The organism is Streptomyces sp. NPDC015345, assembly GCF_043078805.1.
Classification (GTDB): Bacteria; Actinomycetota; Actinomycetes; order Streptomycetales; family Streptomycetaceae; genus Streptomyces.
In genome coordinates, this window is sequence record NZ_JBIBTX010000008.1 from 127,330 (window position 1) to 152,255 (window position 24,926).

The 24,926-nt window shown below is 69.8% G+C and carries 27 protein-coding genes; 7 read left to right on the forward strand and 20 right to left on the reverse strand.

Annotated elements, in window-relative coordinates; all coding sequences use genetic code 11:
* The first annotated feature begins 43 nt into the window (after positions 1-43).
* Together ACF062_RS30170 and ACF062_RS30175 are read left to right on the forward strand one after the other, a co-directional pair.
* Complete coding sequence (locus ACF062_RS30170; RefSeq protein WP_392142800.1) at positions 44-1,015, forward strand: HNH endonuclease; 972 nt, start codon at positions 44-46, stop codon at positions 1,013-1,015.
* 9 nt (positions 1,016-1,024) lie between these two features.
* On the forward strand, positions 1,025-1,651 hold the full coding sequence (locus ACF062_RS30175) for an HNH endonuclease (protein WP_392142801.1): 627 nt from the start codon (positions 1,025-1,027) through the stop codon (positions 1,649-1,651).
* Here ACF062_RS30175 and ssb read toward each other — a convergent pair.
* The 12 genes from ssb to ACF062_RS30235 form a co-directional block, all read right to left on the reverse strand.
* Positions 1,648-2,103 carry a single-stranded DNA-binding protein gene (gene ssb / locus ACF062_RS30180; RefSeq protein ID WP_392142802.1) on the reverse strand — a complete coding sequence of 152 codons (456 nt, stop codon included), beginning with the start codon at positions 2,101-2,103 and terminating at the stop codon, positions 1,648-1,650. The two genes, ACF062_RS30175 and ssb, sit on opposite strands and share 4 nt — an antisense overlap.
* Positions 2,104-2,125: 22 nt before the next feature.
* The gene (locus ACF062_RS30185) at positions 2,126-2,536 is read right to left on the reverse strand and encodes a hypothetical protein (protein ID WP_392142803.1); all 411 of its coding nucleotides are present in this window, start codon (positions 2,534-2,536) and stop codon (positions 2,126-2,128) included.
* Positions 2,533-2,733 (reverse strand): hypothetical protein, encoded by a 201-nt coding sequence (locus ACF062_RS30190; protein ID WP_392142804.1) that lies wholly within the window; start codon positions 2,731-2,733, stop codon positions 2,533-2,535. The genes ACF062_RS30185 and ACF062_RS30190 overlap by 4 nt, the downstream gene beginning before the upstream one ends.
* Positions 2,734-2,737: 4 nt before the next feature.
* Entirely contained in the window at positions 2,738-3,079 is a 342-nt protein-coding gene (locus ACF062_RS30195) for a ParB N-terminal domain-containing protein (RefSeq protein ID WP_392142805.1), read from the reverse strand.
* 32 nt (positions 3,080-3,111) lie between these two features.
* The gene (locus ACF062_RS30200; RefSeq protein WP_392142806.1) at positions 3,112-3,576 is read right to left on the reverse strand and encodes a hypothetical protein; all 465 of its coding nucleotides are present in this window, start codon (positions 3,574-3,576) and stop codon (positions 3,112-3,114) included.
* Positions 3,577-3,745: 169 nt separating this feature from the next.
* On the reverse strand, positions 3,746-5,755 hold the full coding sequence (gene traB / locus ACF062_RS30205; protein ID WP_392142807.1) for a plasmid transfer protein TraB: 2,010 nt from the start codon (positions 5,753-5,755) through the stop codon (positions 3,746-3,748).
* 13 nt (positions 5,756-5,768) lie between these two features.
* The gene (gene traA / locus ACF062_RS30210) at positions 5,769-6,311 is read right to left on the reverse strand and encodes a plasmid transfer protein TraA (RefSeq protein WP_392142808.1); all 543 of its coding nucleotides are present in this window, start codon (positions 6,309-6,311) and stop codon (positions 5,769-5,771) included.
* A 19-nt stretch (positions 6,312-6,330) separates the two neighbouring features.
* Positions 6,331-6,834, reverse strand: coding sequence for a hypothetical protein (locus ACF062_RS30215; RefSeq protein WP_392142809.1), 504 nt, complete (start codon positions 6,832-6,834; stop codon positions 6,331-6,333).
* 47 nt (positions 6,835-6,881) lie between these two features.
* Entirely contained in the window at positions 6,882-7,268 is a 387-nt protein-coding gene (locus ACF062_RS30220) for an RRQRL motif-containing zinc-binding protein (RefSeq protein ID WP_392142810.1), read from the reverse strand.
* Positions 7,265-8,281, reverse strand: a complete 1,017-nt coding sequence (locus ACF062_RS30225; protein ID WP_392142811.1) for a DUF2637 domain-containing protein — start codon at positions 8,279-8,281, stop codon at positions 7,265-7,267. Before ACF062_RS30225 ends, ACF062_RS30220 begins: the two co-directional genes overlap by 4 nt.
* Entirely contained in the window at positions 8,278-8,808 is a 531-nt protein-coding gene (locus ACF062_RS30230; protein WP_392142812.1) for a hypothetical protein, read from the reverse strand. The genes ACF062_RS30225 and ACF062_RS30230 overlap by 4 nt, the downstream gene beginning before the upstream one ends.
* Complete coding sequence (locus ACF062_RS30235) at positions 8,805-9,137, reverse strand: hypothetical protein (RefSeq protein WP_392142813.1); 333 nt, start codon at positions 9,135-9,137, stop codon at positions 8,805-8,807. Before ACF062_RS30235 ends, ACF062_RS30230 begins: the two co-directional genes overlap by 4 nt.
* 763 nt (positions 9,138-9,900) lie before the next feature.
* On the opposite strand from ACF062_RS30235, the gene ACF062_RS30240 reads away from it, so the two are divergent.
* Positions 9,901-11,031 carry an XRE family transcriptional regulator gene (locus tag ACF062_RS30240; RefSeq protein ID WP_392142814.1) on the forward strand — a complete coding sequence of 377 codons (1,131 nt, stop codon included), beginning with the start codon at positions 9,901-9,903 and terminating at the stop codon, positions 11,029-11,031.
* On the opposite strand, the gene ACF062_RS30245 is transcribed toward ACF062_RS30240, so the two are convergent.
* The 3 genes from ACF062_RS30245 to ACF062_RS30255 form a co-directional block, all read right to left on the reverse strand.
* On the reverse strand, positions 11,015-11,803 hold the full coding sequence (locus tag ACF062_RS30245; protein ID WP_392142815.1) for an NUDIX domain-containing protein: 789 nt from the start codon (positions 11,801-11,803) through the stop codon (positions 11,015-11,017). The genes ACF062_RS30240 and ACF062_RS30245 overlap by 17 nt on opposite strands.
* A 553-nt stretch (positions 11,804-12,356) precedes the next feature.
* A complete protein-coding gene (locus ACF062_RS30250) occupies positions 12,357-13,850 on the reverse strand; it encodes a hypothetical protein (RefSeq protein ID WP_392142816.1) in 1,494 nt (497 codons plus the stop codon).
* 751 nt (positions 13,851-14,601) lie between these two features.
* A complete protein-coding gene (locus ACF062_RS30255; protein WP_392142817.1) occupies positions 14,602-16,026 on the reverse strand; it encodes an NAD(P)/FAD-dependent oxidoreductase in 1,425 nt (474 codons plus the stop codon).
* A 103-nt stretch (positions 16,027-16,129) separates the two neighbouring features.
* Between ACF062_RS30255 and ACF062_RS30260 the strand changes: the two genes are divergently transcribed.
* The 3 genes from ACF062_RS30260 (at position 16,130) to ACF062_RS30270 (ending at position 18,403) form a co-directional block, all read left to right on the forward strand.
* Entirely contained in the window at positions 16,130-16,924 is a 795-nt protein-coding gene (locus tag ACF062_RS30260) for a thioredoxin domain-containing protein (protein ID WP_392142818.1), read from the forward strand.
* A gap of 25 nt (positions 16,925-16,949) precedes the next feature.
* Positions 16,950-17,846, forward strand: coding sequence for an aminoglycoside phosphotransferase family protein (locus ACF062_RS30265; RefSeq protein WP_392142819.1), 897 nt, complete (start codon positions 16,950-16,952; stop codon positions 17,844-17,846).
* Between the two features lie 83 nt (positions 17,847-17,929).
* Positions 17,930-18,403 carry a GNAT family N-acetyltransferase gene (locus ACF062_RS30270; protein WP_392142820.1) on the forward strand — a complete coding sequence of 158 codons (474 nt, stop codon included), beginning with the start codon at positions 17,930-17,932 and terminating at the stop codon, positions 18,401-18,403.
* Positions 18,404-18,407: 4 nt separating this feature from the next.
* On the opposite strand, the gene ACF062_RS30275 is transcribed toward ACF062_RS30270, so the two are convergent.
* The gene (locus tag ACF062_RS30275) at positions 18,408-19,751 is read right to left on the reverse strand and encodes a GNAT family N-acetyltransferase (RefSeq protein WP_392142821.1); all 1,344 of its coding nucleotides are present in this window, start codon (positions 19,749-19,751) and stop codon (positions 18,408-18,410) included.
* Between the two features lie 72 nt (positions 19,752-19,823).
* Positions 19,824-21,008, reverse strand: a complete 1,185-nt coding sequence (locus tag ACF062_RS30280) for an NAD(P)-binding protein (RefSeq protein WP_392142822.1) — start codon at positions 21,006-21,008, stop codon at positions 19,824-19,826.
* A gap of 173 nt (positions 21,009-21,181) precedes the next feature.
* Here ACF062_RS30280 and ACF062_RS30285 point away from each other — a divergent pair, with 173 nt between their 5' ends.
* Positions 21,182-21,895: a pentapeptide repeat-containing protein gene (locus ACF062_RS30285; RefSeq protein ID WP_320590602.1), complete on the forward strand. Its 714-nt coding sequence runs from the start codon at positions 21,182-21,184 to the stop codon at positions 21,893-21,895.
* A gap of 606 nt (positions 21,896-22,501) precedes the next feature.
* On the opposite strand, the gene ACF062_RS30290 is transcribed toward ACF062_RS30285, so the two are convergent.
* Genes ACF062_RS30290 through ACF062_RS30300 form a run of 3 tightly spaced genes read right to left on the reverse strand, consistent with a single transcriptional unit; the run spans position 22,502 to position 24,878 of the window.
* Positions 22,502-23,014 (reverse strand): hypothetical protein, encoded by a 513-nt coding sequence (locus tag ACF062_RS30290; RefSeq protein ID WP_392142823.1) that lies wholly within the window; start codon positions 23,012-23,014, stop codon positions 22,502-22,504.
* 29 nt (positions 23,015-23,043) lie between these two features.
* Positions 23,044-23,688 carry a response regulator gene (locus ACF062_RS30295; RefSeq protein WP_392143014.1) on the reverse strand — a complete coding sequence of 215 codons (645 nt, stop codon included), beginning with the start codon at positions 23,686-23,688 and terminating at the stop codon, positions 23,044-23,046.
* A gap of 5 nt (positions 23,689-23,693) precedes the next feature.
* Positions 23,694-24,878, reverse strand: coding sequence for a sensor histidine kinase (locus ACF062_RS30300; protein WP_392143015.1), 1,185 nt, complete (start codon positions 24,876-24,878; stop codon positions 23,694-23,696).
* Positions 24,879-24,926: the final 48 nt, after the last annotated feature.

The window sequence follows — 24,926 nt, forward strand, 5'->3', positions numbered from 1 at the left end:
GCGCGGCCGGCCCGGGTGTGTAAGGGAGGGAAAGGGGAGAGCGTTGGCCACGGCCTGGCTGGTTCTGGCGGCGGGTGACAACCGCAAACACGGGGGAAACGGCGGCTATGACGATCTGCCGTCGGAGCACTACAGCTGGGACAGCTCGGTCCCGCATCACGCGTCCCTGGCCGTTGGGGATGTGATCGCTGTGTGGGACAAGGCGGCGCTGCTGGGCGTTTCCGTGATCGAGGGGATCGAGACCGGACAGGCCGTCAAAGAGGTCTACCGCTGCCCCGAGTGCGGCAAGTCGGACTTCCAGCCGCGCAAGACGAAGCGGCCCGTGTACGCCTGCCTGAAGTGCCAGGCGAGATTCGATGTCCCCACGGCCGCGAGCAAGACCGTGACGACCTACCGCTCACGCCACGGAGCGGCGTGGGTCGACATGCCCGGGGTGCTGAGCGGCGCTGAACTGCGCGCGCTGTGCGACAACCCCCGCACCCAGCACAGCCTGCGCTCGATGCGCTGGGAAGCACTGAGGGAGGCGATCGAGGCGACCGGCGCGACCACGAGCGTGGACATCGCCGACAACGCGCAGCGCGCCATCGCCGGCGGACACCGGCAGACCACCGTGCGCGCCCGGCTGGGACAGGCCGCCTTCCGCCGCCAGCTCCTGCACGCACACGGTGAGACCTGCGCCATCACCGGCCCCGCCCCGGCGGCGGTGCTGGAGGCCGCCCACCTTTACAGCTACGCGGCCAGCGGCGAACACCACAGCGACGGCGGGCTGCTGCTGCGCCGGGACCTGCACCGCCTCTTCGACCTCGGTCTCCTGGCCGTCAACCCCCTCAGCTGGACGGTGGACGTAGCCGTGCAACTGCGGCCCTACCCGGCGTACGCGGCGCTGGCGGGAGCACCGCTGACCGTTCCTCTCGCCTCCGGCCACCGCAGGTGGCTGCGCGCGCACTGGGAGGTCCACCGGCACGCGACGGCGTCCCTGGTGCCATCCGCCCGCACCGGACAGGACCTGGCCTAGGAGAGACAGGTGACTACGCAGCTGACGCCAGACCCGGGTCGCGCCGAACGGCCCAGACGGCGCTACTTCCCGCTCTGGGAAGAACTCACGGTCCTGACCGCGCACGACGGACGGTGCGTGTACTGCCTGGCCCCTTCCGAGGTCAAAGATCACGTCATCCCCTACGCACGGGGCGGGGACGATGATCTGCACAACCTCGTCCCAGCCTGCGTAGCGTGCAACCTCGGCAAAGGCGAGCGCACACCGCTGGAGTTCGCCACCGCCTCACTCAACCCCGGCACCTGGCGCCCGGGACGGCACCCGGGCCGAGGACGATTACGCGACGAACTCGACGACCTGCGCCGACGCTACGAGGTCTGGGTGGAGCGCATCGAGTTCACGCAGGTCGAAGTTCTCAACCCGCGCCGCCGGGCCTGGTTCCAGCACGACCTGCGCTCCACCTGCTTCAACACCAAGGTGCCGCCCACGATCCGTGTAAGAGCCGCCGTCTTCCGTGGCTTCAACGCCGACTACCTGGCGAAGGCGGCGGCCACCGACTGGAGCACAGACCACCAGCCCCCATTCCGGATCTTCCAGCACAGGCAATGGGGCGTGGAATCCCTGGACCCCGCCGACTGGAAGATCCCCTTCTGCTAGAAGGGCGGTTCGTCGCCCTCTTGCTTGACGACCGCAGCAGCGGTGTTCCAGGCGTCGTCGCCGGCCGTCGGAGCGGACTGTGCGGGGCGCCTGGCGTTGATGGTGACGGTGGTGAACCGGACGCTGGCGCCGATCTCGTCGACTTCCATGACGAGCATCGAGCGGTTCTCACCGGTGTCGGTCTTCCAGTCGTGCTGGCGAATGCGCCCGTGCGCGACCACGCGGGAGCCCTTGGTCAGGGAGTCCGCAGCGTGTTCGGCAAGCTGGCGCCAAGCGGCGCACCGGAAGAACGTCGCCTGACCGTCCTTCCACTGGTTGGCGTCGCGGTCGAAGACGCGCGGGGTCGCCGCGATCGTGAACTTGGCGAGCGCGGCGCCGTTGTCGGTGAATTTCAGTTCCGGGTCGGCGGTCAGGTTGCCGATCACGGTGATCGGCGTCTCTCCGAACGACATGTGCGGTGTCCTTTCTGATCGGTCAGGTGGCGGGGTGGTTGATGGCGCGGGCCAGGGCCAGGGCACTGTCGGACATGCAGGACGGTGTCGTGCTGGCCTCGGTGAGCCAGGCAGCGAGGGCGAGGCCGACGGAGGGCCCTACGGCGGCTGCGTACTCGGCGTGCTGTGGCGCCATGTAGGTCGGCCGGTACTGGCTGCCACCTCGGTGCAGGAGCGGCCAGCCGACGCGCTCGCCACGGCCGTTGGTGATGTAGTCGCCGCAGAGGAGGCCGTGCCCGGTGTGGAACTCCTTGTACTTGACGTTCCAGTTCGCGGTAGGGGTGCCGTCGGTGGCGGTGCTGGCGGCGAGGGCGAGGGTGCGCAGCTTCTGGGCTGCTTCCCGCAGTTCGCGGGCGGGGTCGTGTGTTCCGTCGTCGATCACTGAAGTGCTCATGTGCTGGTCTCCAGGGGCGTGGTGCGGATGACTGCGAAGGTGTCGGTGGTGGCGTCGTAGTGGACGTGGACCGGTCCGGGGGCGTCGGCGCGGGCCTCGGTGGCGCGGTGTGCGGCCACGAGGGAGGCGCGGGGGTTGCCGGCCGGGTAGGCGTCGATGCGGGTGGGGTGGTGTCCGGTGCAGTAGCGGCAGGTCATGGCGCTACTCCTTCACGTGGTCGTGCAGGAGGTGGAAGGGGAAGGGTTCGCGTTCGATGTGGACGCCGGAGTTCTTGATCCAGTACCAGCGGAAGGGGAAGGAGCGGAGCCGAAGGTCCATGACGGCCACGGCCCGGTGGTGTCCGTCGCCGACGTACACGTCCGGGTAGCGGTCACTGATCCCGATAAGGATCGGCTCGCGGAGTCCGTGGTGGGGGATGGATTCCATGAGCCGCTCGACCTTCTTGCGGTCCTTCTCCCGGCGGGCGAAGCGCCTGCGGGCGTCGGCCCAGCGCCGGTATTCCGTCGGCTGGATCTTCCCGTTCAGGAGGAAAGCGGTGGGCATGCTGCCGCGGTAGGTCATGGTGCCTCCCGCGGTCAGCCGTAGAAGTGGCTGCGTTTGATGACGGCCTTTCGCACGTGGACCGTGCTCCCACCGCCAGCCGTGCGGGCGGGGGCCCGCAGAACGAAGGCGAGCAGGATCAGCAGCCACATGCCGGCGCCAGAGGTGAAGCCGGCGGCGGCGGAGACGACTTGGCCGATGCCGTAGCCGACGCCGGCGGAGAGCGCGCCGCCGCCGATGCCGGCGCCGATGAAGCGCTGCGCGGTGGGGTCGAGCAGCGGCAGCGGGCGCAGGTCGCGCGGTTCGGTGGCCGGCACGGGGGGCGGGGCCAGGTGCTTGGGCATGGGGACCATCCGCCCGTAGGCGTCGGGCACCCACACGATCGGCTGGCGTTCGACGACCGGCGTCGCGGGCACCAGGGCCGCCGCGTACGGGTCGGCGGGCGTGATGGGGAGGGGGTGGCGGACTTCGATGGCCGTGGAGTGTTCGGGGTGGTCCATGGGGTCTCCCTCGCATGGGTCGCGGGCCCGCGTCAGAGGTGTGGCGCGGGCCCGCGGGATCACGGTGTGAGGTGCTGTTACGAGGCGTTACGGCGTGGTGTGAGGGGTGCGTAACACCGCATCTGCCTAGGGGTTTGGGTGTTAGGCGGCCGTAACGCGTTACGGGGTGTTACGCCGCCGCCAGGGCGGGGACGATGCGCCACCGGCCGGTCTGATTCGTGGCCTCCAGACGGCCGTCCAGAGCGGCGTCCTTCAGCCGAAGGGACACCCAGGAGCGGGACAGGTGGTGGGCGTCGCACCAGTCGGTGAAGTCCTTCGGGCCCACGACCATGCGGCCCTCCGCCTCGAACTGTGCGAGCGCGTCGGCGAACAGCCGACGGGCCTCCTCCGGGTCGGGCTTGTGGCCCTTCTCCTGCCCGAACAGCGGCTGGTCGTCGCCCGGCTGGTTGTCGGGCAGTTCGGCTTCGGGATCGATGTGCTCGTCCTCGGGGTCCACGCCGGCGCCCTGCTCGTCGTCCATGTCGTCCTCCTGCGGAACATCGAGCGGGTTTTCCGGGCGGGTTCGGTCGGTGTAGGCACGGCCCGCGACGCTGGCGGCGGCGCCGGCGGTGACCGTGTCGAGCGGCATGCGGTGGCCGGCGAACTCGCGGGTCACCCATTCCAGCGTCACCGGGTCATTGCGGAAGGTGCGGGCCGGATTGGCGTACAGCTCCTCTTCGATGCCGGCGGCAACGAGGTAGCAGTAGCCGGGCTTGCGGTTCTTCCACGCCCCCGGGTTGGCGCCCGCCTCCAGGACTTCGCCAGGCAGCGCGAAGCCGGCGTCCTTGTCGTCCACGCCGAAGCACAGCGAGGACGGGAGGGAGGCGCGGGTGTCGGTGCTGATCTGGTAGCCGCTGGCCCGCTGCATGGAGATGATCAGCGAGATACCGGCCGACCGGGCCTCTTGCGCGATGGTGGTGAACACGTCGTCATCCAGGCGCGCCAGGGTGTTGGCGGCCTCTTCGAACCAGGTCACCAGGTAGGCCATGCCCACGCAACCGCACGCCGTGCCGTCGTTGCGGCAGGAGTGCGCCGGATCGTTCTGCACTTCGGCGGCCTCGGGGCACCAGGAGCGGTAGCTGTGGGCGCCGAGCCATTCAGTGCGGGCGGGGATCGCGGCCTTCACGGCCTCGATCATGATTTCGGTGTCCTGCGGGGTGGTGGCCACCCAGTCGCACGCCGGGAAGACCTCCCCGAGATCCTGGCCCTTCTTGACGTGGTCGGACAGCCACACCGCCACATCCGACCTGGTGAGGACCTCCGTGAGGATATCCAGGGCGCCTTCGGTCTTGCCCGCGCCGGTCACGCCCATGATGAGCAGATGGATGGCCTGCGGCAGGGTGAGCATCAGCGGGGAACCGTCGTCGTAGACGCCGATGACCAGCGGGTCCGCGATCGAGCCGCCCGGGGCGGAGGGGCCGGGGAACCAGGTCACCTGCTTGAGCATGTCGGTGGGCACGATGACCAGTTCCCCACGGCGCGCGGAGTCAGGGTCCCTGCGCTGGCGCACCGCGTTGGGCGGCACGTCCAGCGCGCCGGCGAGCTTGGGCAGCGCCTTCGCCACGTCCTCGTTGGTCGCCTCCCCCGCGGGGGCGGCGTAGGGGACGGTGACGCGGTTCGGCTCCACCTTCGCCGCACCCAGCTGTGTGCGGGCCAGCCCGACCTTCTCCAGCAGGCCTGCATCCGAGTTCTCACCGGAGCCGTCGGGGTTGTGGCGCATGAGCACCCGCACGTTCCACGACAGCGCGACCGCCGGGCCGCCCATCAGGTACAGGTCGTCCAGCGGCCCGGCGGTGGGGCCTGCGAGGCACGCGGCGGTCAGCCACGCGGAGCCGAGACCGGTCGTCAGCGCGGTGTGCAGGCGGCGCTGCTTGCTGGTGGTCTTGCCGATCAGGTAGGCGCCACCGGACACCGCCACCGAGGTCAGGGTGAGCCCGACCGCGGCCGGCGTGCTCTCCGCCCACCGCAGGTGACCCAGCACGCCAGCCAGGCCCACGCCGCCCACTCCGAGCCACGGCGGGAGATGGGGCTTGGCCCGGTGGAGCAGGTAGGCGCCGATGCCGCCGCCGTCGGCGTTGCCGCGCTGTGCTTCCATCAGTTGCAACAGGTCGTGTTGCTCGTTGTCGCGATGCTTCACCATGGCTTCGCCTCCCTTACTGCTGGGCCCAGTTCATGACGGGCTGTTGCGGCTTGCGGGCGCGGTGACGGACGCGGTTGATCTCTTCCTCGTACTGCTGCTGGAAGACCGAGTACGCGGCAGCGGCGCTCTTGGCCGCATCCCGCAGATCGTCGGCGGACCTGGCTAGCTTGCGGGCCACCTTCGCGGCCCGGATGCGGGAGCCGAACGCCTTGCCCTCCGGGTCCGGAACCGCGGCGAGCACGCCTTTGAGGATTTCGGCGGCCATGGCGACCTCGATGGACAGCGTCACACCAGCCGCACGCAGGGTGTTGCAGTAGTTGCGCACCTGCGCCGGCGAAGTGAACTCCGGGGCCGGCAGGAGCGAGCTGGAGTGGCCGCCGCCGTTCGAACGGGTGGCGCTCTTGTTGTTGTTCACGGTGACGTTGATCGGCGGGACGAAGCTGCCGCCCATGGCGCCGACGAATCCGCCGGCGGCGGCACCGGCGTTGGCGAACTTGTTGGTCTTGTCCGGGCCGCCGAAGCAATTGGACCTCGGGTAGAAGCTGCTGCGAGCCATCTGGCAATCTCTCCTCAGGTCAGTGCGTGCGGCGGACGACGAGCCAGGCGGTCTGCGCGCCGAACAGGGTCAGGAGCCAGACCAGCTCCAGCGGGCCGGCGAGCGGACCGAAGGCGGCGGCGAGCGCCAGCCATGCGGTGGCGGCGGTGGCGAGCAGGGCCAGGCCGATGCGCCAGCCCAGCACCCCGCGGGTGGCGGGGCGGCTCCGCTGCATGACGACGAGCCACACCAGCGGCCCGGCGGCCAGCGGCGCGAGCACGAGGCCGGACCACCACGCCAGCACGTGCAGTACGGCGGTGACGGGCACGGCCAGGACGGCCAGCACGAGCGGGGCCAGGCTGCGGCGGTGCTTCCACAGGACGCGTCCAAGGAAGCCGAACGCCTCGCGGGAGAGGGACGGGCGGTCCGGGACGACCACGATGAACGGCTGACCAGAGCGGCGGCCGCGCTGGCGCGGGATACGCACGGTGGTGGCCCCGGCGGGCACCTTCACGGCGCGGCGGGTACGGGTACGACTGGACACAGCAAAGACTCCTCGCGGTGAGGGATCGGATAGGGGTGCTGTGCAGGTCAGGCAGTGTGCTGCCGGTCGGTATCCGCGCACAGGACGCACATGCCGAGCGAGGTGGGCAGGCAGTAGCTGTAGACCACACGGCAGACGGGGCAGGTGCGGCGGGCGAGCATGGCCAGTGCGAGCGCACCCCACTTGCGGGAGGTCATCGGTCGCACCGGCGCGGCCCGGTCGATGCGGTAGAGGAAAGCGACCTTGGCGCCGCTCTTGCGGCCGCGGTGGCGCAACATCACCTGCCCGGCCACCGGCTGACCCCCGGGCCGCAGCCCGCGCTCCCGTAGCTGCCGGCGCGTGGCCAAGCCGGCGGGGGCGTATTGCCAGGGGTAGGTGGGGATGCCGTAGCGGGCGCCGGTGGGGTCGAAGCACTTGCTGAAGGCGGTGCTCATCCCCGGCCCGCTATGGCCAGCGCCGCACCACCGGTGCTGGCGGTGGGATCGCGGTGTTCGGCGAAGCGGGACGAGACCCAGCCCACCGACCAGCCGCACAGTTCCGCAGCCTCGCGCACCTTGACCCCTGCCTCGAACGCTGCGGCCACGATCCGGCGCGCCTCATCTTCGGGCAGCTTGCCCGGGGCGGGACCGCGGGCAAGCAGTGCTTCGCGTTCACGGGCGCGGCGCTCAGCTTGTTCACGCTGTTCACGAGCGGCCGCCTCAGCAAGCTCACGACGTGCCGCTTCGGCACGTTCGCGGGCCTGGCGTTCACGGCTCTCGCGGTCGTGTTCACGCTGTTCACGCTCGCGTTCACGGCGTTCACGAGCCTCCCGCTCAGCGGCCTCGGCACGCTCTCGCGCCTCGCGCTCTTCGCGGACCCGGCGCTCTTCGCGCTCGGCCTGCTCACGGGTTAAGGCGGCTTCGTGTTCGCGCTGTTCACGCGCCAGCATCGCGGTGTGCTCGCGTTCCTCCCGGGCCTGCTGGCGGGCTTGCTCAGCCCGTTCCCTGGCCGCCTGTTCGGCCTGCTCGCGCTCGGCTTTCTGTGCCGCGTTCAAGGCCGCCGCAGCGGCCGCGAGAGCGCGCCGGTAGGCCAGACTCGTCTCGGCTGTAACGATCAACAGGAGCGGGGCGACCGCGTGGACAGCCACGCCGACCAGGTCTTTCTTCAGTGCGGAGTCGGCGGTGTTCAGGGCGAGTGTCATCAGGCCGGTCATCCACCGCAGCACGGTCGGCCAGCGCCCGCCGTGCCCGCCCAAGCGGGCCAGCACGTCATCGAGCTTGACCACGATGACGACTGCGGCATCCACCACCAGCGGCAGGATCGGGGCCGTCCAGTCCCATTCTTGGGCCGTGTGCGCGGCCATCAGCGGGGTGACGGTGAGAATTGAGTACAGCATGGCTCCGGACACGATCAACCAGGTGCCGCCCGACAGCGCGCGCTCCGCTGAACGGGTCTGAACAGCGTTCACGCGACACCCCCGAGCGCTTCCGGCGCGGGCATGAACGCCCGGCGGAACCCGCGGGCGGTGGCGTCGTAGATGAACGTCGACAGCCGCCACTTGCACTGGGACGCCGGGCGTTCACCGGCGGGCACCCACGCGTCCGCGGGCACCCCGTGGGTGGCCGTGTCGGCGTAGGCGTCCTCCTGCGAGGCGTAGACGGTGTGCGGGGCGCCGTAGTGGAGCAGCACCGTGAGCGCCTGCCCCTCCCGCAGTCCGGCCTCCAGCTCGGCACGGAGCCGGCGGATCTCGATGTCCTTCAGGAGCAGTTCCTCCTGCGCCGCGGCCAGTTCATCGACTGAGTGCGCCAACAGGTCACTCGTGTCGGAGACGGTGGCCTCGGCGCGCTTCGCGCGGTCGGTGACCGCGTAGAGCTCCCGGGCGTGCTGGCCGAACGCCGCGTTCGCCGCTCCGTTCGCCTCCCGGGCACGCTCGTGGGCCGCACGGGCGTCGAAGTCGAGCTGTTCCAGGCGGGCCGTGGTGACGATGCGGATCATGCGGCCACCGCCCCGTACTGCGCACCGCAGACACCCGACCGCCGTACCGACGCCTTACGCGCCCGCCGGGGCCGCGGCGCCTGCTTGGGCAGGTCGCTCGCCTTCAGCAGCGCCTGGGCGTAGGCCGCGGCGACCGGGTCGACCTCCCGCAGCTCCGCGATAACGTCACGGGCCACGGTCAGCCGTGCCGCCCGCTCCTGCTCGGTCTCGTCGGCCATGCCGGTGAACAGCTCCGGGTCGAAGCCCGCTGCATGCTCGGCAAAGCCCAGCGCCAGCTCCGCGAACTCCTTCGCGGTAACGGCGGTATGACCAGCAACGATGCACTTCATGGGTCGTACTCCTCTGAGATCAGATGCGATGGGAACGGCCCGAATAGCGCCCCGGAGTGCCAGCTCCGGGGCGCGCGCCGTAGAAGGAAAGAAGCTCGAAGATCCCTCATCAAACGGGCAGGCCGCAGATATCTGGTCGGCGCCCTGCCCGCATGACGAGTGACGGGCTTGCCCGTCACTGTCGTCTCGCGGCTCCCGTATGCGCCTTGCTCCGCCTCCTTTGGACGGCGCGCGGTCACCGCGTCGCTCAGTCGTCACTCGCTGAGTCGATCTCCCTGGAATGGCTACCTGTCATGGACCGGGTGCAGCCCAATCACCGGGGTCCCCGCTGATCCGGTCCCTGGGTGTACGCCCGAGGGTCAGACCAACGGCTTAGCCGATGACACCGATCGATCCGTGAAGACGACGGACTTCTACGTCTCCCCTGCCGCTGGAACCGCGTGCAAGCGAGTCCGGCGGACGTTTGTGCAGGTCAAGCAGGGACTGCAAGCCCTCGCCCTCTGCTCAGCGCACTACGGATCAGAGGCAACCTCCCGATCTGGTGCGCACCAGAAGGTAAGCATCTGGTGCGCACCAGAGTCAAGGGTGTTCGCCCGATTCGAGCGGCGTTTGCCCTCCGTGGTGCACCTCTACAAGACCGCTCTGGGTGGGGGAATCGGTAGCCAACAGGCCCTAACTCCCGTCCTGTTAACCCCTGTTGACCTGCGGTAATGTGGGGCATGCTGGGAAAGTCAGCGAGTGGACCTATCGCCAGGCGGTGGCCGTGAGCACAGGACTTCGGGTGGCGCGGAAGGCGCGCGGCTGGTCTCAGGAGCGACTGGTTCGCGAGATTGAGCAATACGCCCGACGGCATGTCACAGACGTTGCATCAACCGCGAGCTTGCGGGTTTACGTGTCCGAGTGGGAGAACGGCAAGCGCACCATCTCGGACCGCTATGCAGCGATGCTCCGCCAACTTCTCGGGGTCACGGACGGGGAGCTGCGCGGTGGTTCACCTGCGGTCGGCCCGTCGATGGCCGATGGATACGACGACCTGCTGAGCAGAATCGACTCAGCCAGTAGCGTTGGCGAATCCATGGTGAAGACGTTCAATGATCAGACTGAGCTACTGCGCACCATGGACCGTCAGATTGGCGCGTCCGGGCTCGTAGACCAGATGACGGGGCACCTCAGTGCCCTCGAAGACGCACTGAACTTCGCGGTGCTTCCAAGCACACGTCGTCCCGTCGCGCTTGCACTCGCAGGGGCGTCCACCCTCGCAGCGTGGCAGGCCATCGACTCGGGAGCAGTCGAACGGGCCTGGCGACACTACGAACTCGCAAAGCGGGCGGCACGTGATGCCGAAGCCCCGATGTACCTCGCGCACGCAATGGCAGAGCAGGCGTACGTCCTCTGCGAGGCCGGTCGGCCGGCGCTCGGCGTCGACCTGGTTCGCGACGCCCAACGCACTCTCGGGCAGGCAGGGTCCCCCCGTCTGCGGGCATGGCTGTTTGCGGCGGAAGCGGAGATGTGCGCCCATGCCGGAATGCCGGATGACTGCCGACGCGCGCTCGACGCGGCCGCGGCGAGCATTCCGTCAGGTTCCGAGGACCGCGACCCGGACATGTTGAGCATCTTCCTCAACGGCGCACACCTCACCCGGTGGCACGGCAACGTCCTCGCTCTGCTCGGCGACGGGGACGCTGTCACCAGCCTGTACGACGCACTTGAGGTGGCGGACCCATCCTTTGTGCGAGCAAAAGCCGGACTCCATGCAGACCTTGCGCAAGCGCATCTGACGAGAGCCGAGTACGACGACGCGAACACCCACCTACGGCAAGCGCGGTTGCTGGCGAGCCGCACCGGGTCGGTGCGGCAACGCCGCCGCGTCGACATGCTCAGCGCGCGGCTGTAGCTCCTTGCTTGCCGCGGCTCGCCAGGATGTGCAGGAGTGCCACGAGGGTGCCTGAGCCCATCAGCTCACCACGGGCCATCAGCCCGGGGATGTCGGTAAGGGGAACCCACTCGATGTGCCCTGCCTCTTCCAAATCCGTTGGGGCACCGACCTGTACGGCCCCGTGACCCACGAAAATCTCGTGAGGCGAGTCGACCATGCCCACCATGGGCTGGTACGTGACGACGTGCTCCACGGACTTCGGCCGCCAGCCCGTCTCTTCCACGACTTCCCGCAGCGCCGTTTCTGAGGGGTCCTCCCCCTCATCCACGATGCCGCCAGGAAGCTCCCAGCCCCATTGCTGCGGCACGAAGCGATACCGCCACATCATCAGCACGCGGTCTTGATCGTCCAGAACCGCTGCGATGGCCACGTGGTGGAGCTTCACCACATGGTGTTCAAAGCGCTCCAGGCCAGGTGGCTCAACATCCCAGAGCTGGAGCTTGACCCAGCGGTTGTCGTAAAGATCTCGCTCCCCATGGATGCGCCACGGCTCTAGCCCATCAGGCGTCGTGACGCTCACGGCGCCGGGTACGCGGTACGAACTCCGTCCCCGAACCTCTAGAGCACCTTCGGCCAGGAGCCGGGCCAACACCTGCCGAAGCGCCGTCCGACCGATGCCGAGTTCCTCCGAGAGGGCTCGCTCTGAGGGCATCTTGTCGCCGGGGGCGTACTCGCCAGAGGCGAGTCGTGCACGAATCGTCTCGTAGACCTTGGCTGTCTTCGGCCCCATCTGCGGCGCACTCTCCATTCTGAGGTGGTGCGTACCAGCGTAGCGGGGCATGGCGCAGCGCCTGCGGCCGTGCCTATTGGGAACGCTGAGTTGTCGATACAACTTTCCCTGCCTCATCAAGCCCCGGCTGCGCTCCGCTCCGCCGGGCGCGCTCCCGGCTCCGCCGCGGGCGACGCTCCTGCCTCCGGCCCGCTCCGCCCGCGCTGCGCCGACGCGCGCCCACGTATGGGTAGGGCCCGGCAGCCATGAGTTGAGCACCGTCCGCACGGACACGGTCAGAGCCTGATGCCTCCGGCGGGGGATCGGCCGGCACCGGGACGGGCGGGGGCACCGCTTCCGGCCGCGGGCCCGTAGGGGCGTGCGTAGGGGAGCTTCCATCCTGTCCGCCGTCGACCCAGGCAGAGCCGATCAGACACGGCACCGGGCGTCCAGGTCGTTCGTACAGTGGCGCGCTCCACCTGGACGCCCGGCACCGCGCCCGCTCCACAGTGTGTGGGTCGACGGCGGACGGGATGGAAGCTGGGTTAAGTGGTGGGTGTTGGAGGGCAGCGACTTAACCGTGCAATTGCTTGAGCCGTTCATGGAGCAGCGGATAGTCAGACACGCGGCGGATTGGCTCAGGTTCGGCGCCATCCAGGTCGACGGGGGCAGGTTTCACGGCGGCCAAGACGTCCGCTACAAGCCTTTTGAGATCCTCGTCATCGAGAGCAATGACGTAACCACGCCCGTCCCTGGCAGTGTCGCGGCAGCGGCGCAGGAAGAGGTCCTTGTCTTTGAATGAGCGGCAAGAAAGGATACCGAACTCGCCACGGAGCGTTGAAAACCGAGAGGAGAGTTGGTCAAGCTCCGGGTTAGTGACGTCTTTGCCGTAGTTCTTGCACTCGACAAACACATACCGGCTTTGAATCCGGTGCCGAGTCAGATACCGGAAAAATCCGTCCCTCGCAGTATTTGTGTATGTGATGTCGATCCGCTTGCGCCCATCGTGGATTTCACTCTCCTTGTCCGACATAGAGAGTGAGGGGTAGAAGATGGCAGTCAGCAGGGCTTCGACGGCATCGTGGTAGCGCGTTGCGTCCGGCTTGCCCGGCGGAACGTCTAGAACTGCTTGCAGTAGCTGCTCGTAGTCGGGCATTGGCGTGTCAGCCGTGTCAGACAGTTCCTTGTGGGACAGTGGCTGGGGGGCCACTTCCCTCTTAATGGCCCGGTAGTGCTCATACACGGATGGCCGCTTAAGCGTTTCGCGCGTGACGTCAGGCTTTGTGCTGCCGTACTTCTGCTTGATCTGCTTTTTGGTGACAATGACCTTGCTGCGGGAGCGAACTGTATCTGCGAGACCCCTAAGGGCGACCTTGGCCTCCTCTTCTTGAAGCACTGGCACCAAATGGTTCCGATAATACTCGCTGCGAGACATATGCATGGAGCGACGTACGATCATCTTGGGCACCAGGAGCAACTTATTTCCATCGGGGGTCGGCAGTTCCGTAAAGCCGTTCTCCCACTCCAAGGTGTTGGGGTTCCAAACCGGTCCGCTCACGACATCTTCCTCCAGAGGGATATCGAAAAGTTCCGCCATTTGCTGGGTGTAGGTGATGAGCGGGCCGCGGATAATATTTGTCGTGATGTCGGAGACGATGTCCATGTCGACACTGTCGATAAAGAATGCCGTATCTTCGAGGTCTTGGATTAGCCCAGTTTTCGCAGCTTCACTTTCCGCGAGCTTCTGCGCGAACGCGGCCCCCATTTTGCTTCCGAAACCCCTGCCTGCACTCGGGCCACGCGAGATGCCCAGGTGCGTCTCATTGGGTTCCCGAAGTTGGCTAAGCAGGTAAACCGTTCGCCGCTTATCGTTCGAGCGAACGGAATCAAGCACGCTATCGAAGAAGGTTTCGAGCATTTTGAGGCATTGCTTGCCCCAGTCGTCCTCAAGATACCGGATCAGCCCAGGATCTACGTATACTCGAATGTCATTTACGGTGTCCACGTCTACAAAATCAAGCGTGCCCTGGGTTCGTCCCAACCTGTAGTACTCGGAGACGCGTGCCATGACTTCCCCCCTGCTTTCGTTGGGCTGCCCACCCCTGCGTATTTTCTCTTAGCTGGCCCCGGCTGTACAGCACGCGTCCGCTGCAAGCATCTGCGTGCCACAGGGTCACCATCAAGTGATGCTACGGCCCGCCACTGACAATGGTCTGAGGACGCCATCAAAATAGATCAAAGGTTCTATGCGACCGCAGCGCTACGTGCTCCTCGCAGCCAGCGGTACAGCAACGAAGTACAGCGACCCCCGCAACCGCTCACGATCGACAACCATTCCCAGGAGCCGAACGGTGCCCTCTATGACCTCCGCTGACCGATCTCTGTAGAGCTACGGATCAGATGCTGCTCCTCCGCACGCCCCCAGGAGGCATCAGCGGTGAGTGTCTAACTGCGTGACAACGCCGACGAACAACGGCGGACGATCACGGACCTCTGCGCACCATCGCAGCAGGTGAGAGGTGCATCGGCTGGAGGTTAGGCACTCGCCGCAGTTGCTTCGGGACTCGAAGTCATGGTCTCAATTGCGGTCTCAATCACCGCTCGTTTCGGGGTGGTCCGACGACGTCTGGTGGAGTCTGGAAGCTCCTCTGACCAGGAATGCGAGTCTCACGGCGGACACCCGTGGACGGCTCTGGACCAAGATCGGACAACTTGTAATGCGTAGGTCGTCGGTTCGAATCCGACAGGGGGCTCCGTGGGGCGAAGGCCCAGGTCACCCGAGGTGACCTGGGCCTTCGTGTGTTCAGGGGGGTGCGGGGTCAGTGGCGGCCCGCCACCCGGTCCGCGAGGCGGGCCAGGCGGGAGGACGTCGTGGTGTGGGTGGTGCGTTCGCGGTGGTCGGCCGCGTTGTAGGTGGCGTACATGCCGTGGACGCCGAGCCAGCGGAAGGGTTCCGGTTCCCATTTGCGGACCTTGTGGTTGACCCAGGGGAGGGTCGTCAGGTCGGTGGGGCCCGCCTGGCCCGAGTCCTGCTGGACCAGGTCGCGCAGGGTGCGGGCGGCGAGGTTGGCGGTGGCGACGCCCGAGCCGACGTAGCCGCCCGCCCAGCCGAGGCCCGTCGCGCGGTCCAGGGTGACCGTCGCGCACCAGTCGCGGGGGACGCCGAGGACGCCGGACCAGGCGTGGGTGACGCGGACGCCGGTGAGCTGGGGGAAGAAGCGGGTCAGGATGGTGTGCAGGGCCTCGATCGTGGCGGGGCCGGTGCGGCCGTCGTTGTCCGTCTTCGAGCCGTAGCGGTAGGGGACGCCGCGGCCGCCGAGCGCGATGCGGCCGTCGGCGGTGCGCTGGGCGTACATGTACGCGTGGGCCATGTCGCCGAGGGTCTCGCGGCCCTCCCAGCCGATGGACTCCCACTGGGCGGGGGTCAGCGGCTCGGTGGCGATCATCGAGGAGTTCATGGGGAGCCAGGTGCGGCGCTGGCCCTTGAGGGAGGCGGTGAAGCCCTCCGTGCAGCGCAGCACGTAGGGGGCGCGGACGGTGCCGTACGGGGTGAGGGCGTGCTTCGGCTTGATCTCCGTGACCGGTGTCGACTCGTGGATCGTCACGCCGAGGGCCTCCACGGTCCGGGCCAGGCCCTTGACCAGCTTCACCGGGTGCAGGCGGGCGCCGTGCGGGGTCCAGGTGGAGCCGACGGCGCCCGCGACGCGCACGCGCTCGGCGGTCTCGCGGGCGCCGTGCAGCGTGCGGTCCTTCTCGCCGTAGGAGAGTTCCGTCTCGTGGAAGGCCTTCAGGCGTGCCAACTGGGCGGGTGTATAGGCGACTTCGAGGACGCCGCCCCGGTGGATGTCCGCCTCGATCGACTCCTGTGCCGCGGTGCGGACGACCTCGTCGACCGTCTCGTTCATGGCCTGCTGGAGGCGGACCGCTGCCTCGTGGCCATGCACTTTGGCGTAGCGGTCGCGGCCGGCGACGCCGTTGTAGAGCCAGCCGCCGTTGCGGCCGGAGGCGCCGTAGCCGCAGAACTTCTGTTCCAGGACGGTGATGCGGAGGAAGGGCGCCGCCTTCTTCAGGTAGTACGCCGTCCAGAGGCCGGTGTAGCCGCCGCCGACGACGCAGACGTCCGCCGTGGCGTCGGAGGTCAGGGGTTCGCGCGCCGTGGGCAGGCCGTCGTCCGCGTACCAGAACGATATGCCGCCGTTGACCGGGCCGTTCGCGTTGTCCGTGTGGGTCGTGCTGCTGCTCATGGGCGGACGGTACTGCGCAGGTGGGGGCGGTGGGCAGGGGGTGGCGCGGGATGGGTTCCGATACTTTGAGCGGTACGTGTCGCAAACTGGGAGGGCTCAACTCATGGCCGTACACAAGGCCGGACGCAGGACCGTGCGCGTCGCCACCGCGGTGGCCGCCGCGGCACTCATCGGCGTGACCGCGTCCGCCTGTGGTCCCGACGGCGGTGACAACGGCGGCGGAGCGGACAAGACCTCTTCCGCCGCGCCGAAGTCCAAGGACCCCGGCTCCGAGGCTCCCGACGCAGGCGCCCCCGAGGCGAAGGCTCCGCCGGCGTCCAGCACCCGGCTCGCGGACGTCGCCGCCTCGGTGAAGGGCGGCGTGATCACCGTCGGCGACCCGAAGGCCGGGCATACGGTCAAGGTGTACGAGGACTCGCGCTGCCCGTTCTGCAAGAAGTTCGAGGAGGGCGGGGCACAGGCACTGGTGGGGCCGGTGGCCGACGGCAAGGTCAAGATCGAGTACACGATCGCCTCGTTCCTCGACAAGAACCTCGGCGGCAGCGGCTCGGTGAACGCGGCCAACGCGCTGCGGGCGGCGGTGGAGGCCGGCAAGTTCCCGCAGTACCACGCCGCCGTCTTCGCCAACCAGCCCGAGGAGGAGTCGGACGACGCCTACACCCCCGCCTTCCTGCTGAAGATCGCCGACAAGGTCGACGGGCTGCGGGGCGCCGCCTTCGACAAGGCGGTGACCAACGGGACGTACAAGGAGTGGGTCGGTGAGGCGATGACGGCCTTCACCGACGACGGGATCGAGGGCACGCCGACCGTCCTCATCGACGGTGAGAAGGCCTCCGGTGACTCGCTCTACGATCAGGCGGCGTTCGCCAAGGAGCTGAAGGCGGCCGGAATTTCCTGACGCCGACCGGACGGTCTTCGGTAGCGTGCCGGGCGTGATCGACATTCGTGTTCCGGACGAGTTGGTCGCCTCGCAGCACCTGTACGCCGGTGCCGCGGGGCGCGCCTTCATCGACGTACTGCCCGCGCGTGTACGGGAGTTCGTCGAGCGGTGGGATCTGACGCCGGACGGGGAGCCGATGCACGGCATGGCCGCGCTCGTGCTGCCCGTGGTGCGCGCCGACGGGACGCCCGCCGCGGTCAAGTTCCAGGTGCTCGACGAGGAGACCGAGGGGGAGCCGGTCGCGCTGCGGATCTGGGACGGGGACGGGGCGGTGCGGCTCCTGGAGCACGACGCCGGGACCGGCACGATGCTGCTCGAACGTCTGGATTCGCGGCGGATGCTGTCCACGATGGCCGACACCCGTGAGGCCGTCCTCGTCCTCGCCCGGCTCCTCGCCCGGCTGACCGCCGGGCCCGCTCCGGCCGGCATGCGGCGGCTCGGCGACATCGCGGCGCGGATGGTCGACGACCTGCCCGGCGCCCTGAAGTCGATCCCCGACCCGGCCGAGCGCACGCTCGTGGAGCGGTGCGGGGGCGCGGTGCGCGAGGTGCTGGGCGAGGCCGGTGACCGGCTGCTCCACTGGGACCTCCACTTCGAGAACGTCCTGGCCGGCGAGCGTGAGCCGTGGCTCGCCATCGACCCCAAGCCGCTGGCCGGAGACCCCGGGTTCGACCTGTGGCCCGCCCTCGACAACCGGTTCGAGCCCGATGAGGTGCTGTGGCGGTTCGACGCGATGACCGAGGTCCTCGGGCTCGACCGGGAGCGGGCGCGCGCCTGGACGCTCGGGCGGGTGCTGCAGAACGCGCTGTGGGAGATCGAGGACGGGCGGCCGCTGGTGCCCGACCACATGGAGGTCGCGCGGCGGTTGTTGGGTCGGTGAGGGGCCCTGCCCCCGGTGGGGCGGACGCCCGGCTGGTGAGACGGCGTTGACCCCGGCCGGCCGCCGCTGGCTAGCCTGCCCCCATGATTCGTACCGCCACACCTGCCGACGTCCCCGTCATCCACGCCCTGGTCCGCGACCTCGCCACGTACGAGAAGGCGCCCGACGAGGCGAAGGCCACGGAGGAGCAGCTGCGCGAGGCGCTGTTCGGCGAGCGGCCCGCGGCGTTCGCGCACATCGCGCAGGACGACGCGTCCGGTGAGGTGGTCGGCTTCTCTTTGTGGTTCCTCAACTTCTCCACGTGGCGCGGCGTGCACGGGATCTACCTGGAGGACCTGTACGTGCGCCCCGAGGCGCGCGGCGGCGGGCACGGCAAGGCGCTCCTCACCGAGCTCGCCCGGATCTGCGTCGAGCGCGGCTATGAGCGGCTGGAGTGGTCCGTCCTCGACTGGAACGAACCCTCCATCGACTTCTACAAGTCGCTCGGCGCGCGGCCCCAGGACGAGTGGACCGTGTACCGGCTGACTGACGAGGCGCTCACCGCGCTCGGGTCGTGACCCCTTAGAACTCGTCGACCGTGTGCGGCAGCAGGGCCGTGCGGAGTGCCGCGTCCAGCGCCCGTGCCGTGCCCGGTGTGTGCTCCTGGGCGAGGCCCGCGCGGACGAGGGACTCCACGGGTGTCCCGCCGAAGTAGCAGGCGGCCAGGTCGCGTATGTCGAGGGTGAGGTCCGCCGGGCGGTCCGTCCTCTCGTACGTGGCGTGGCCGTCTGCCGTGGTCGTCGTCGCCGTCGCCGTCAGGTGGTGACGGCCTGCGTTCGCGGGGACGTGGTCGTCGCGCACGTCGAGGACCATGTCCACCGGGGCCGCCCAGGAGCGGGCGGTCAGCGCGGCGCGTACGTCGACGAGGCGGACCCACAGGCCGGGGAACTGGCCCGTGACGCGTACCTGGTCGCGGTCGGCGGCGAAGAGGAGCAGCGGGTCGTCCTGGGGCCGGCCCCAGGCACGGATCACGCCCGTCAGGTCGATCGAGGCGAGATAGCGCCACAGGGCGGCCGCGGCGGCCGGTGTGTCCGCCTCCAGGTCGTCCAGGCGGACAAGGCCGGGGGCGTCGTCGCGGGTCCGGGTGCGGTAGATCGCGTAACCGGCGATCGGACCGCCGGGGTCGCCGAGGGTGACGACGCGGGGCGGTGACAGCTCGTCGTCGTCCTCGTCCTCCTCCACCATCCACTCCTCGCGCCACCAGGCCTCCGTGCGGGCGAGACGGCCGGGGCGCTCGGTGAGAGTGCGGTCGTGGTACGGGCCGAGCACGTCCGGGACGTCGGCCGGGTCGAGCAGGCGCAGCGGGCGGGTGTCCGGGGCGATGCGCAGGGCCAGCGGGCGGCGGGAGTCGATCTCCACGGTGTTGCCGAGGGTGGCCGGGCCGAAGCCGAACCTGCCGTAGATCGCGTCCTCCGACGCCCACAGCGCGGCGATGGGCGCCCCGTCGGCCACGAGCTTTCCGAACAGCTCGCTGATCATCCCGGTGAGTACGCCGCGGCGGCGGTGCGTCGGTGCCACGGATACGAACGTCAGGCCGGGGCAGGGCAGTTCACCGCCCGGCACCGAGATGGTGAAGGGGAGCGCCGCCAGGAAGCCGACCAGTTCGCCCTGGTCGTAGGCGCCGACGCGGACGCAGCCGAGCAGCAGGTCGCGGTGGTGCTTGCGCTTCTCGTCCTGCGGGCTCTCGTGGAAGACGAGGTACGCGAGGGACAGGGCGCGGTCGATCGCCGCCTCGGGGATGTCGCCGAATCGGATGGAGGGGTGGGTGGATTGGGCGGGGTATTGAGTGGGCTGGGCAGGGGGGTGAGTGGGCTGGGCAGGGGGTTGGGTGGACTGGGTGGGGGGTTGGACAGGTTCCATATCCATATAACGGACGGTAGTTCCCGGATGCTGTGCCGACGAGTGGATTTCGGCCGCGTGACCTCGGGGCTCCGGCTGTCAGCCCGAAGCGGACTTGAGGTCGAGCCTCGACCTCGTCAGCGCCAGCGTCACCGCCTCCACCGCGCTGTTGAACGACACCTCGGACAGCAGGCCCGGCGCCGCGACCTGGTCGCCCGCCAGGTAGACGCCGTGGCCCCGGTCGATCCTCGGGCGATCGCGCCAGGTCGTGCCGGGGCGGTCCAGTGCGCCCGTACGGCCGTTCGCCACCGAGGCGCGGCGCCACGTCAGGCGTTCGCGCCAGCCGTCGAAGCCGAGGTCGAGCAGGTGTTCGGCGCGGGCCACGCCGTCCGCCTTCGTCTCGGCGGGGGAGAGGGGGATCTGGGCCTGGACGAGCTGTTCGCCCGCCGGGGCCAGCGTGCGGTCCTGGGCGGTGAATCGCTCCACCCAGCCTGTCCGGTCCAGGTCCGACACCGCGAACGCGTCTCCCTTGCGGGTGCGGAACGCCAGGTCGACCAGGGCGGTGCGGCCGCTCTCCCAGCGCAGGGAGTCGTCGCCGCAGAGGCGGCGGGCCGCGTCGAGGGACGTCGCCACGATGACCGGGCCGTTGCGGGGGACGTCGGCGAGGCTGTCGACGCGGGCCAGCGTCTCCACGCGTACGCCCAGGTTCCAGGCGAGCGCCGCCATGCGGTCGATGACCGAGGCCCAGCCGCCCCGGGGGTAGTGCGCCTCGGGAGGCAGCTTCGCCGCGCGGCGCAGGCGTTCCTGTACGAAGCGGGCGGAGAGCGACCCGGGGTCGTGGTGGAACGTCGCCACGGCGACGTAGTGCGCGGCGGCGCGTGCGCCCTCCTCGCCGACCTGGGCCGTCGCCCACGTGGCGAAATCCTGGTCCACCGGGGCCTGTTCGGGCTTGCGGCGCAGCAGCTTGAGCATGGCGAGCGGTGGTACGCGGTGCAGCGTGCCGTGGTGGTGGAGGCGCAGCCGGGTGCCTTCGAGGGGTGGCAGGGGGGCCAGGGGGCCGATGAGGTCGCGTTGCTTGAGCCAGGTCCAGTGGGGGCCGCCGTTGTAGAGGGCGTGCGGGCCCTCGTTCGTCCGGTACGGGCCCTCGGAGGTGCGGGCGCGGCCGCCGAGGGTGTGGTGGGACTCGTGCAGCGTCACACGGGCGCCGGCCTCGGCGGCGGTGATGGCCGCGGTGAGGCCGGCGAAGCCGCCGCCGATGATGGTCAGGTGGGTGGCTTGGGGCATTGCGGGGGCTCCCTCGGGGTGCGGGGTCGGTTGTGGGTTCTGGTGTTCCCTTCATGAGGTGGACGGGTGGGGGGTGGGGGGATGTGACATCCCTCGGGGGGCGTGGGGTGGGTGGACGTGGGTGGACGGGCGGGCGTTGTGGCGTTGTCAGTGGTGGCGGGCACGATGGGGGCATGGCTCAGAAGGCGAAGGTGGCGAAGGGCTCGCGGGGTGCCGCGCGCGGGGGCGTGGTCAAGGAGGCTCGGCGGGCCGAGGTGCGGTTGCCGCCGCTGCGGCCCTTCGGGGGCGGGGAGCTGGAGCCCGACGGGGATTACGACGGGGTCGAGTTCCGGGGGCTCGAACTCGGGGGGCAGGACGCGGGCGGGGCGCTGTTCATGGACTGCGCGGTGTCGGGGTGCGGGGTCGGTGAGACCCGGCTGGCGCGGGCGCGGTTCGTCGACTCCGTGCTGACCGGGTTGCGGGGGGTGGGGACCGATCTCGCGGAGGCGTCGCTGCGGGATGTGGAGGTGGTCGACGCGCGGCTCGGTGGCGTGCAGTTGCACGGGAGTGTGCTGGAGCGGGTCGTGGTGCGGGGCGGGAAGATCGACTATCTGAATCTGCGGAAGGCGCGGTTGCGGGATGTGATCTTCGAGGAGTGCGTGTTGGTGGAGCCGGACTTCGGGCTCGCGTCCTTGGAGCGGGTGGAGTTTCGGGGGTGTGTGCTGCGGCGGGTGGACTTCAGTGGGGTGCGGATGAAGGACGTGGATCTGCGGGCGGTGGGGGAGCTGGATGTTGCGCGGGGGTTGGGGGCGTTGGCCGGGGCGGTGATCAGTCCTGAGCAGTTGATCGAGTTGGCGGCGGGGTTTGCGGCGGAGGTGGGGGTGCGGGTGGCTGGGGTGGGGGAGTAGCCGGTGGTCGCCTTGGGTGTGGGCCGGTGGGGGTGCCGGTTTTCGCCTGGGGTGCGTCTTGGGGGCGGGGCCGCGGGGGTATGTCCGTGCTCGCCATCTTGGCGCGGGCGTTTTGTTGCTTCGGGGCCCTGGTGACCACCACTGTGCTCCGCGCGCACATACCCCCACGTCCCCTCGGCCGCGCTCGCGGCTGCGGGCCGTCGTTGGCTCGTGTGTTCCCTCGGGAGTGCGGGCGGCTGCGGGCCGTCGTCGCCCCCGTGTTCCCTCCGGCGCGTGGGTGACTGTGGGGCGTGGCGGCTCATGTGCCCGGAGCCCCCGCCCGACGTGCCCTCGGGTGCGCGGGCGGCTGCGGGCTGTCGTCGTCCCTATGTCCCCTCGGGTGCGCGAGCGTCTGCGGGTCGTCGGGGGCTCATGTCCTGCCTCGGGTGCGCGCGAGGCGCTGCGGGGCGTCGGCGGGGCTTGTTTGGCTCGGGGCGCGTTTGGCTGCGGGGGGTGGTCGGCCTTCCCTGTCCCTGTCTCGGTGTCTCGGTGTCTCGATGCCGAGTGACGGGCGGGTGGGTGGGGATGTTCGGCGCGGAGCGGCGGGTTGGGGGGCGCCGGGGGCGGTCAGGTTCCTGCTGGGGGGATACGGGGGTAGCGGGACTGGAGGGACCAGATCGCGGGGTTGTCCGCTAGGGAGTCGTGGAGGTCCGTCAGGTCCGCGATGAGGTCGTGGAGGAAGTCGCGGGCCTCACGCCGCAACTCCGCGTGGGAGAAGCTCAGCGGGGGCTCCTCGGGGTCCATCCAGTCCGCCTCGATGTCCACCCAGCCGAAGCGGCGCGCGAAGAGCATGCGGTCCGTGGACTCCGTGAAGTCCAGTTCCGCGTACTGGGGGCGGGAGGCCCGGCTGCCCAGCGGGTCCTTGTCCAGGCTCTCCACGATGTCGCACAGCGCCCACGCGAAGTCCAGTACGGGAACCCATCCCCAGGCTGTGGACAGTTCCCGGTCCGCCTTGGTGTCCGCCAGGTACACGTCCCCGCAGAACAGGTCGTGACGCAGGGTGTGGACGTCCGCCCGGCCGTAGTCCAGCTCAGGGGGGTCCGGGAAGCGGGCGGAGAGGGCGTAGCCGATGTCGAGCACGGGTCGATGGTGTCACGCCGGAGCCGCCCTCACGGCAGCAGCCGCTGCTCCTTCGCCACCGCCACCGCGCCCGCTCGCGTGTCGACGCCCAGCTTGTCGTAGATCCGGCCCAGGTGGGTCTTGACCGTGGCCTCGCTGATGAACAGGGCGCGGGCGATCTCACGGTTGCCGAGGCCCCGCGAGAGCTGGCCGAGGATGTCGCGCTCCCGGTCCGTGAGGGTGGGCCTCGGGGCCCGCATGCGGGCCATGACGCGGGAGGCGACCGGCGGCGAGAGCGCGGTGCGGCCCTGGGACGCGGCATGGATCGCGGAGAACAGCTCCTCGGGGCGTTCCGCCTTCAGCAGGTAACCCGTCGCGCCCGCCTCGATCGCCCGCGTGATGTCCGCGTCCGTGTCGTAGGTCGTCAGGACCAGGACGTGGGGCGGGGCGCCGGGAGAGGGTGAGGTGATGCGTCGCGTCGCCTCCACGCCGTCGATGCCCTCGCCCAGCTGGAGGTCCATCAGGACCACGTCCGGCGTCAGCTTGGCGGCCAGGGCGACCGCCTCCTCGCCCGTGCCCGCCTCGCCGACCACCTCGATGTCCGGCGCGCTGCCGAGCAGGGCGAGCAGGCCCGCGCGTACGACCACGTGGTCGTCGCAGACCAGGAGACGTACCGGCCGACGCGGTGCGTTCATGACGTTCATGACGGGGGCTCCAACGGGATCGATACGGACAGGACCGTGCCCTCGCGCGGCGCCGACTCGATGGTCAGTGTGCCGCCGAGCTGGCCCGCCCGCGCGCGGATCGCGGGCAGGCCGTGGCCTCGTACGCCTGCCGCCTCCTCCCCCGCCGCGGGTGGTGTGAAGCCGCGGCCGTCGTCCGCCACGTCCAGGACCACCTGGTCGTCCAGGAGCGTCAGGGTCAGCGCCGCCGTGGTGGCGGCCGCGTGTTCGCGTACGTTGGCCAGCGCGCCCTGTGCGATACGCAGCAGCGCCGAGCTGACCCGGTCGGGCAGCGGCACCGGGGCGCCCTCCGCGTGGAAGCGGACGGTCAGGTTCGCGTCCGACTCCCGTTCCGCGAGCGCCCGCAGGGCCTCGGCGAGGCCGCCGCCGTCCGCGAGGTCGGCGGGCGCCAGGTCGTGCACGAAACGGCGGGCCTCGGCGAGCCCTCGTTCCGTGATCGACTCGGCGGTACGGATGTGGGTGCGGGCCCTGGCCGGGTCCGTGTCCCAGAGGCGGTCGGCGGCCTGGAGCAGCATCTGCTGGCTGGACAGGCCCTGGGCGAGGGTGTCGTGGATCTCCATGGACAGGCGCTGGCGTTCGGCGAGGGTGCCCTCGCGGCGTTCGGTGGCGGCCAGTTCGCGGCGGGTGCGGATGAGGTCGTCGATGAGCCTGCGCTGATGTGCCGCCTGGCGCTGCATGTGGACGAAGACGGCGGCGGCCACCGCCGCCACGGCCGGTGGCGCGAGCAGCAGGTTCGGGTCGAAGCGGCCCGCGAGCTCCAGCTGCGCCGCGACGACGAACGCCGTCAGGGCGGCCACGAGGGCGAGCGCGGCGCGTGTCGGCAGCGTACGGAGCCCTGTGTAGAACAGCGGCACCGCGCACCACGCGAAGCTCGGCGCGAGCACGACGAGGACCACCCAGACCGTGACCACCGTGCCGAGCCACAGGAGGCGGCGGGTACCCGGCGCCGCGCCGAGCGCCGGTCCCGAGGAGTACGACGCCGGGTCCTTGCGCGTCAGCGCGGCGACGGGGGACGGCAGGGCGTACAGCAGCGCGAGTGTCACCGAGAGCGCGATGATCCATGGCGTGCGCGGCTCACCGGGGTGCCGCAGCAGGAAGCGGGCCAGCGAGGCGCCGAGGAGGAGGAAGAACGCGGCGTGCATGACGGCTGCCAGCCAGCGGGCGTCGGGGTCGGGTGCGGTGCCCGTCGG

Coding starts and splice junctions, on each gene's coding strand:
- ssb (WP_392142802.1), bottom strand. CDS start 2,103: ATGTCGTTCGGAGAGACGCCGATCACCGTGATCGGCAACCTGACCGCC.
- ACF062_RS30185 (WP_392142803.1), bottom strand. CDS start 2,536: ATGAGCACTTCAGTGATCGACGACGGAACACACGACCCCGCCCGCGAA.
- ACF062_RS30190 (WP_392142804.1), bottom strand. CDS start 2,733: ATGACCTGCCGCTACTGCACCGGACACCACCCCACCCGCATCGACGCC.
- ACF062_RS30195 (WP_392142805.1), bottom strand. CDS start 3,079: ATGCCCACCGCTTTCCTCCTGAACGGGAAGATCCAGCCGACGGAATAC.
- ACF062_RS30200 (WP_392142806.1), bottom strand. CDS start 3,576: ATGGACCACCCCGAACACTCCACGGCCATCGAAGTCCGCCACCCCCTC.
- traB (WP_392142807.1), bottom strand. CDS start 5,755: ATGGTGAAGCATCGCGACAACGAGCAACACGACCTGTTGCAACTGATG.
- traA (WP_392142808.1), bottom strand. CDS start 6,311: ATGGCTCGCAGCAGCTTCTACCCGAGGTCCAATTGCTTCGGCGGCCCG.
- ACF062_RS30220 (WP_392142810.1), bottom strand. CDS start 7,268: ATGAGCACCGCCTTCAGCAAGTGCTTCGACCCCACCGGCGCCCGCTAC.
- ACF062_RS30230 (WP_392142812.1), bottom strand. CDS start 8,808: ATGATCCGCATCGTCACCACGGCCCGCCTGGAACAGCTCGACTTCGAC.
- ACF062_RS30235 (WP_392142813.1), bottom strand. CDS start 9,137: ATGAAGTGCATCGTTGCTGGTCATACCGCCGTTACCGCGAAGGAGTTC.
- ACF062_RS30245 (WP_392142815.1), bottom strand. CDS start 11,803: ATGGGGCCGAAGACAGCCAAGGTCTACGAGACGATTCGTGCACGACTC.
- ACF062_RS30250 (WP_392142816.1), bottom strand. CDS start 13,850: ATGGCACGCGTCTCCGAGTACTACAGGTTGGGACGAACCCAGGGCACG.
- ACF062_RS30255 (WP_392142817.1), bottom strand. CDS start 16,026: ATGAGCAGCAGCACGACCCACACGGACAACGCGAACGGCCCGGTCAAC.
- ACF062_RS30260 (WP_392142818.1), top strand. CDS start 16,130: ATGGCCGTACACAAGGCCGGACGCAGGACCGTGCGCGTCGCCACCGCG.
- ACF062_RS30270 (WP_392142820.1), top strand. CDS start 17,930: ATGATTCGTACCGCCACACCTGCCGACGTCCCCGTCATCCACGCCCTG.
- ACF062_RS30275 (WP_392142821.1), bottom strand. CDS start 19,751: ATGGATATGGAACCTGTCCAACCCCCCACCCAGTCCACCCAACCCCCT.
- ACF062_RS30280 (WP_392142822.1), bottom strand. CDS start 21,008: ATGCCCCAAGCCACCCACCTGACCATCATCGGCGGCGGCTTCGCCGGC.
- ACF062_RS30285 (WP_320590602.1), top strand. CDS start 21,182: ATGGCTCAGAAGGCGAAGGTGGCGAAGGGCTCGCGGGGTGCCGCGCGC.
- ACF062_RS30295 (WP_392143014.1), bottom strand. CDS start 23,688: ATGAACGCACCGCGTCGGCCGGTACGTCTCCTGGTCTGCGACGACCAC.
- ACF062_RS30300 (WP_392143015.1), bottom strand. CDS start 24,878: ATGCACGCCGCGTTCTTCCTCCTCCTCGGCGCCTCGCTGGCCCGCTTC.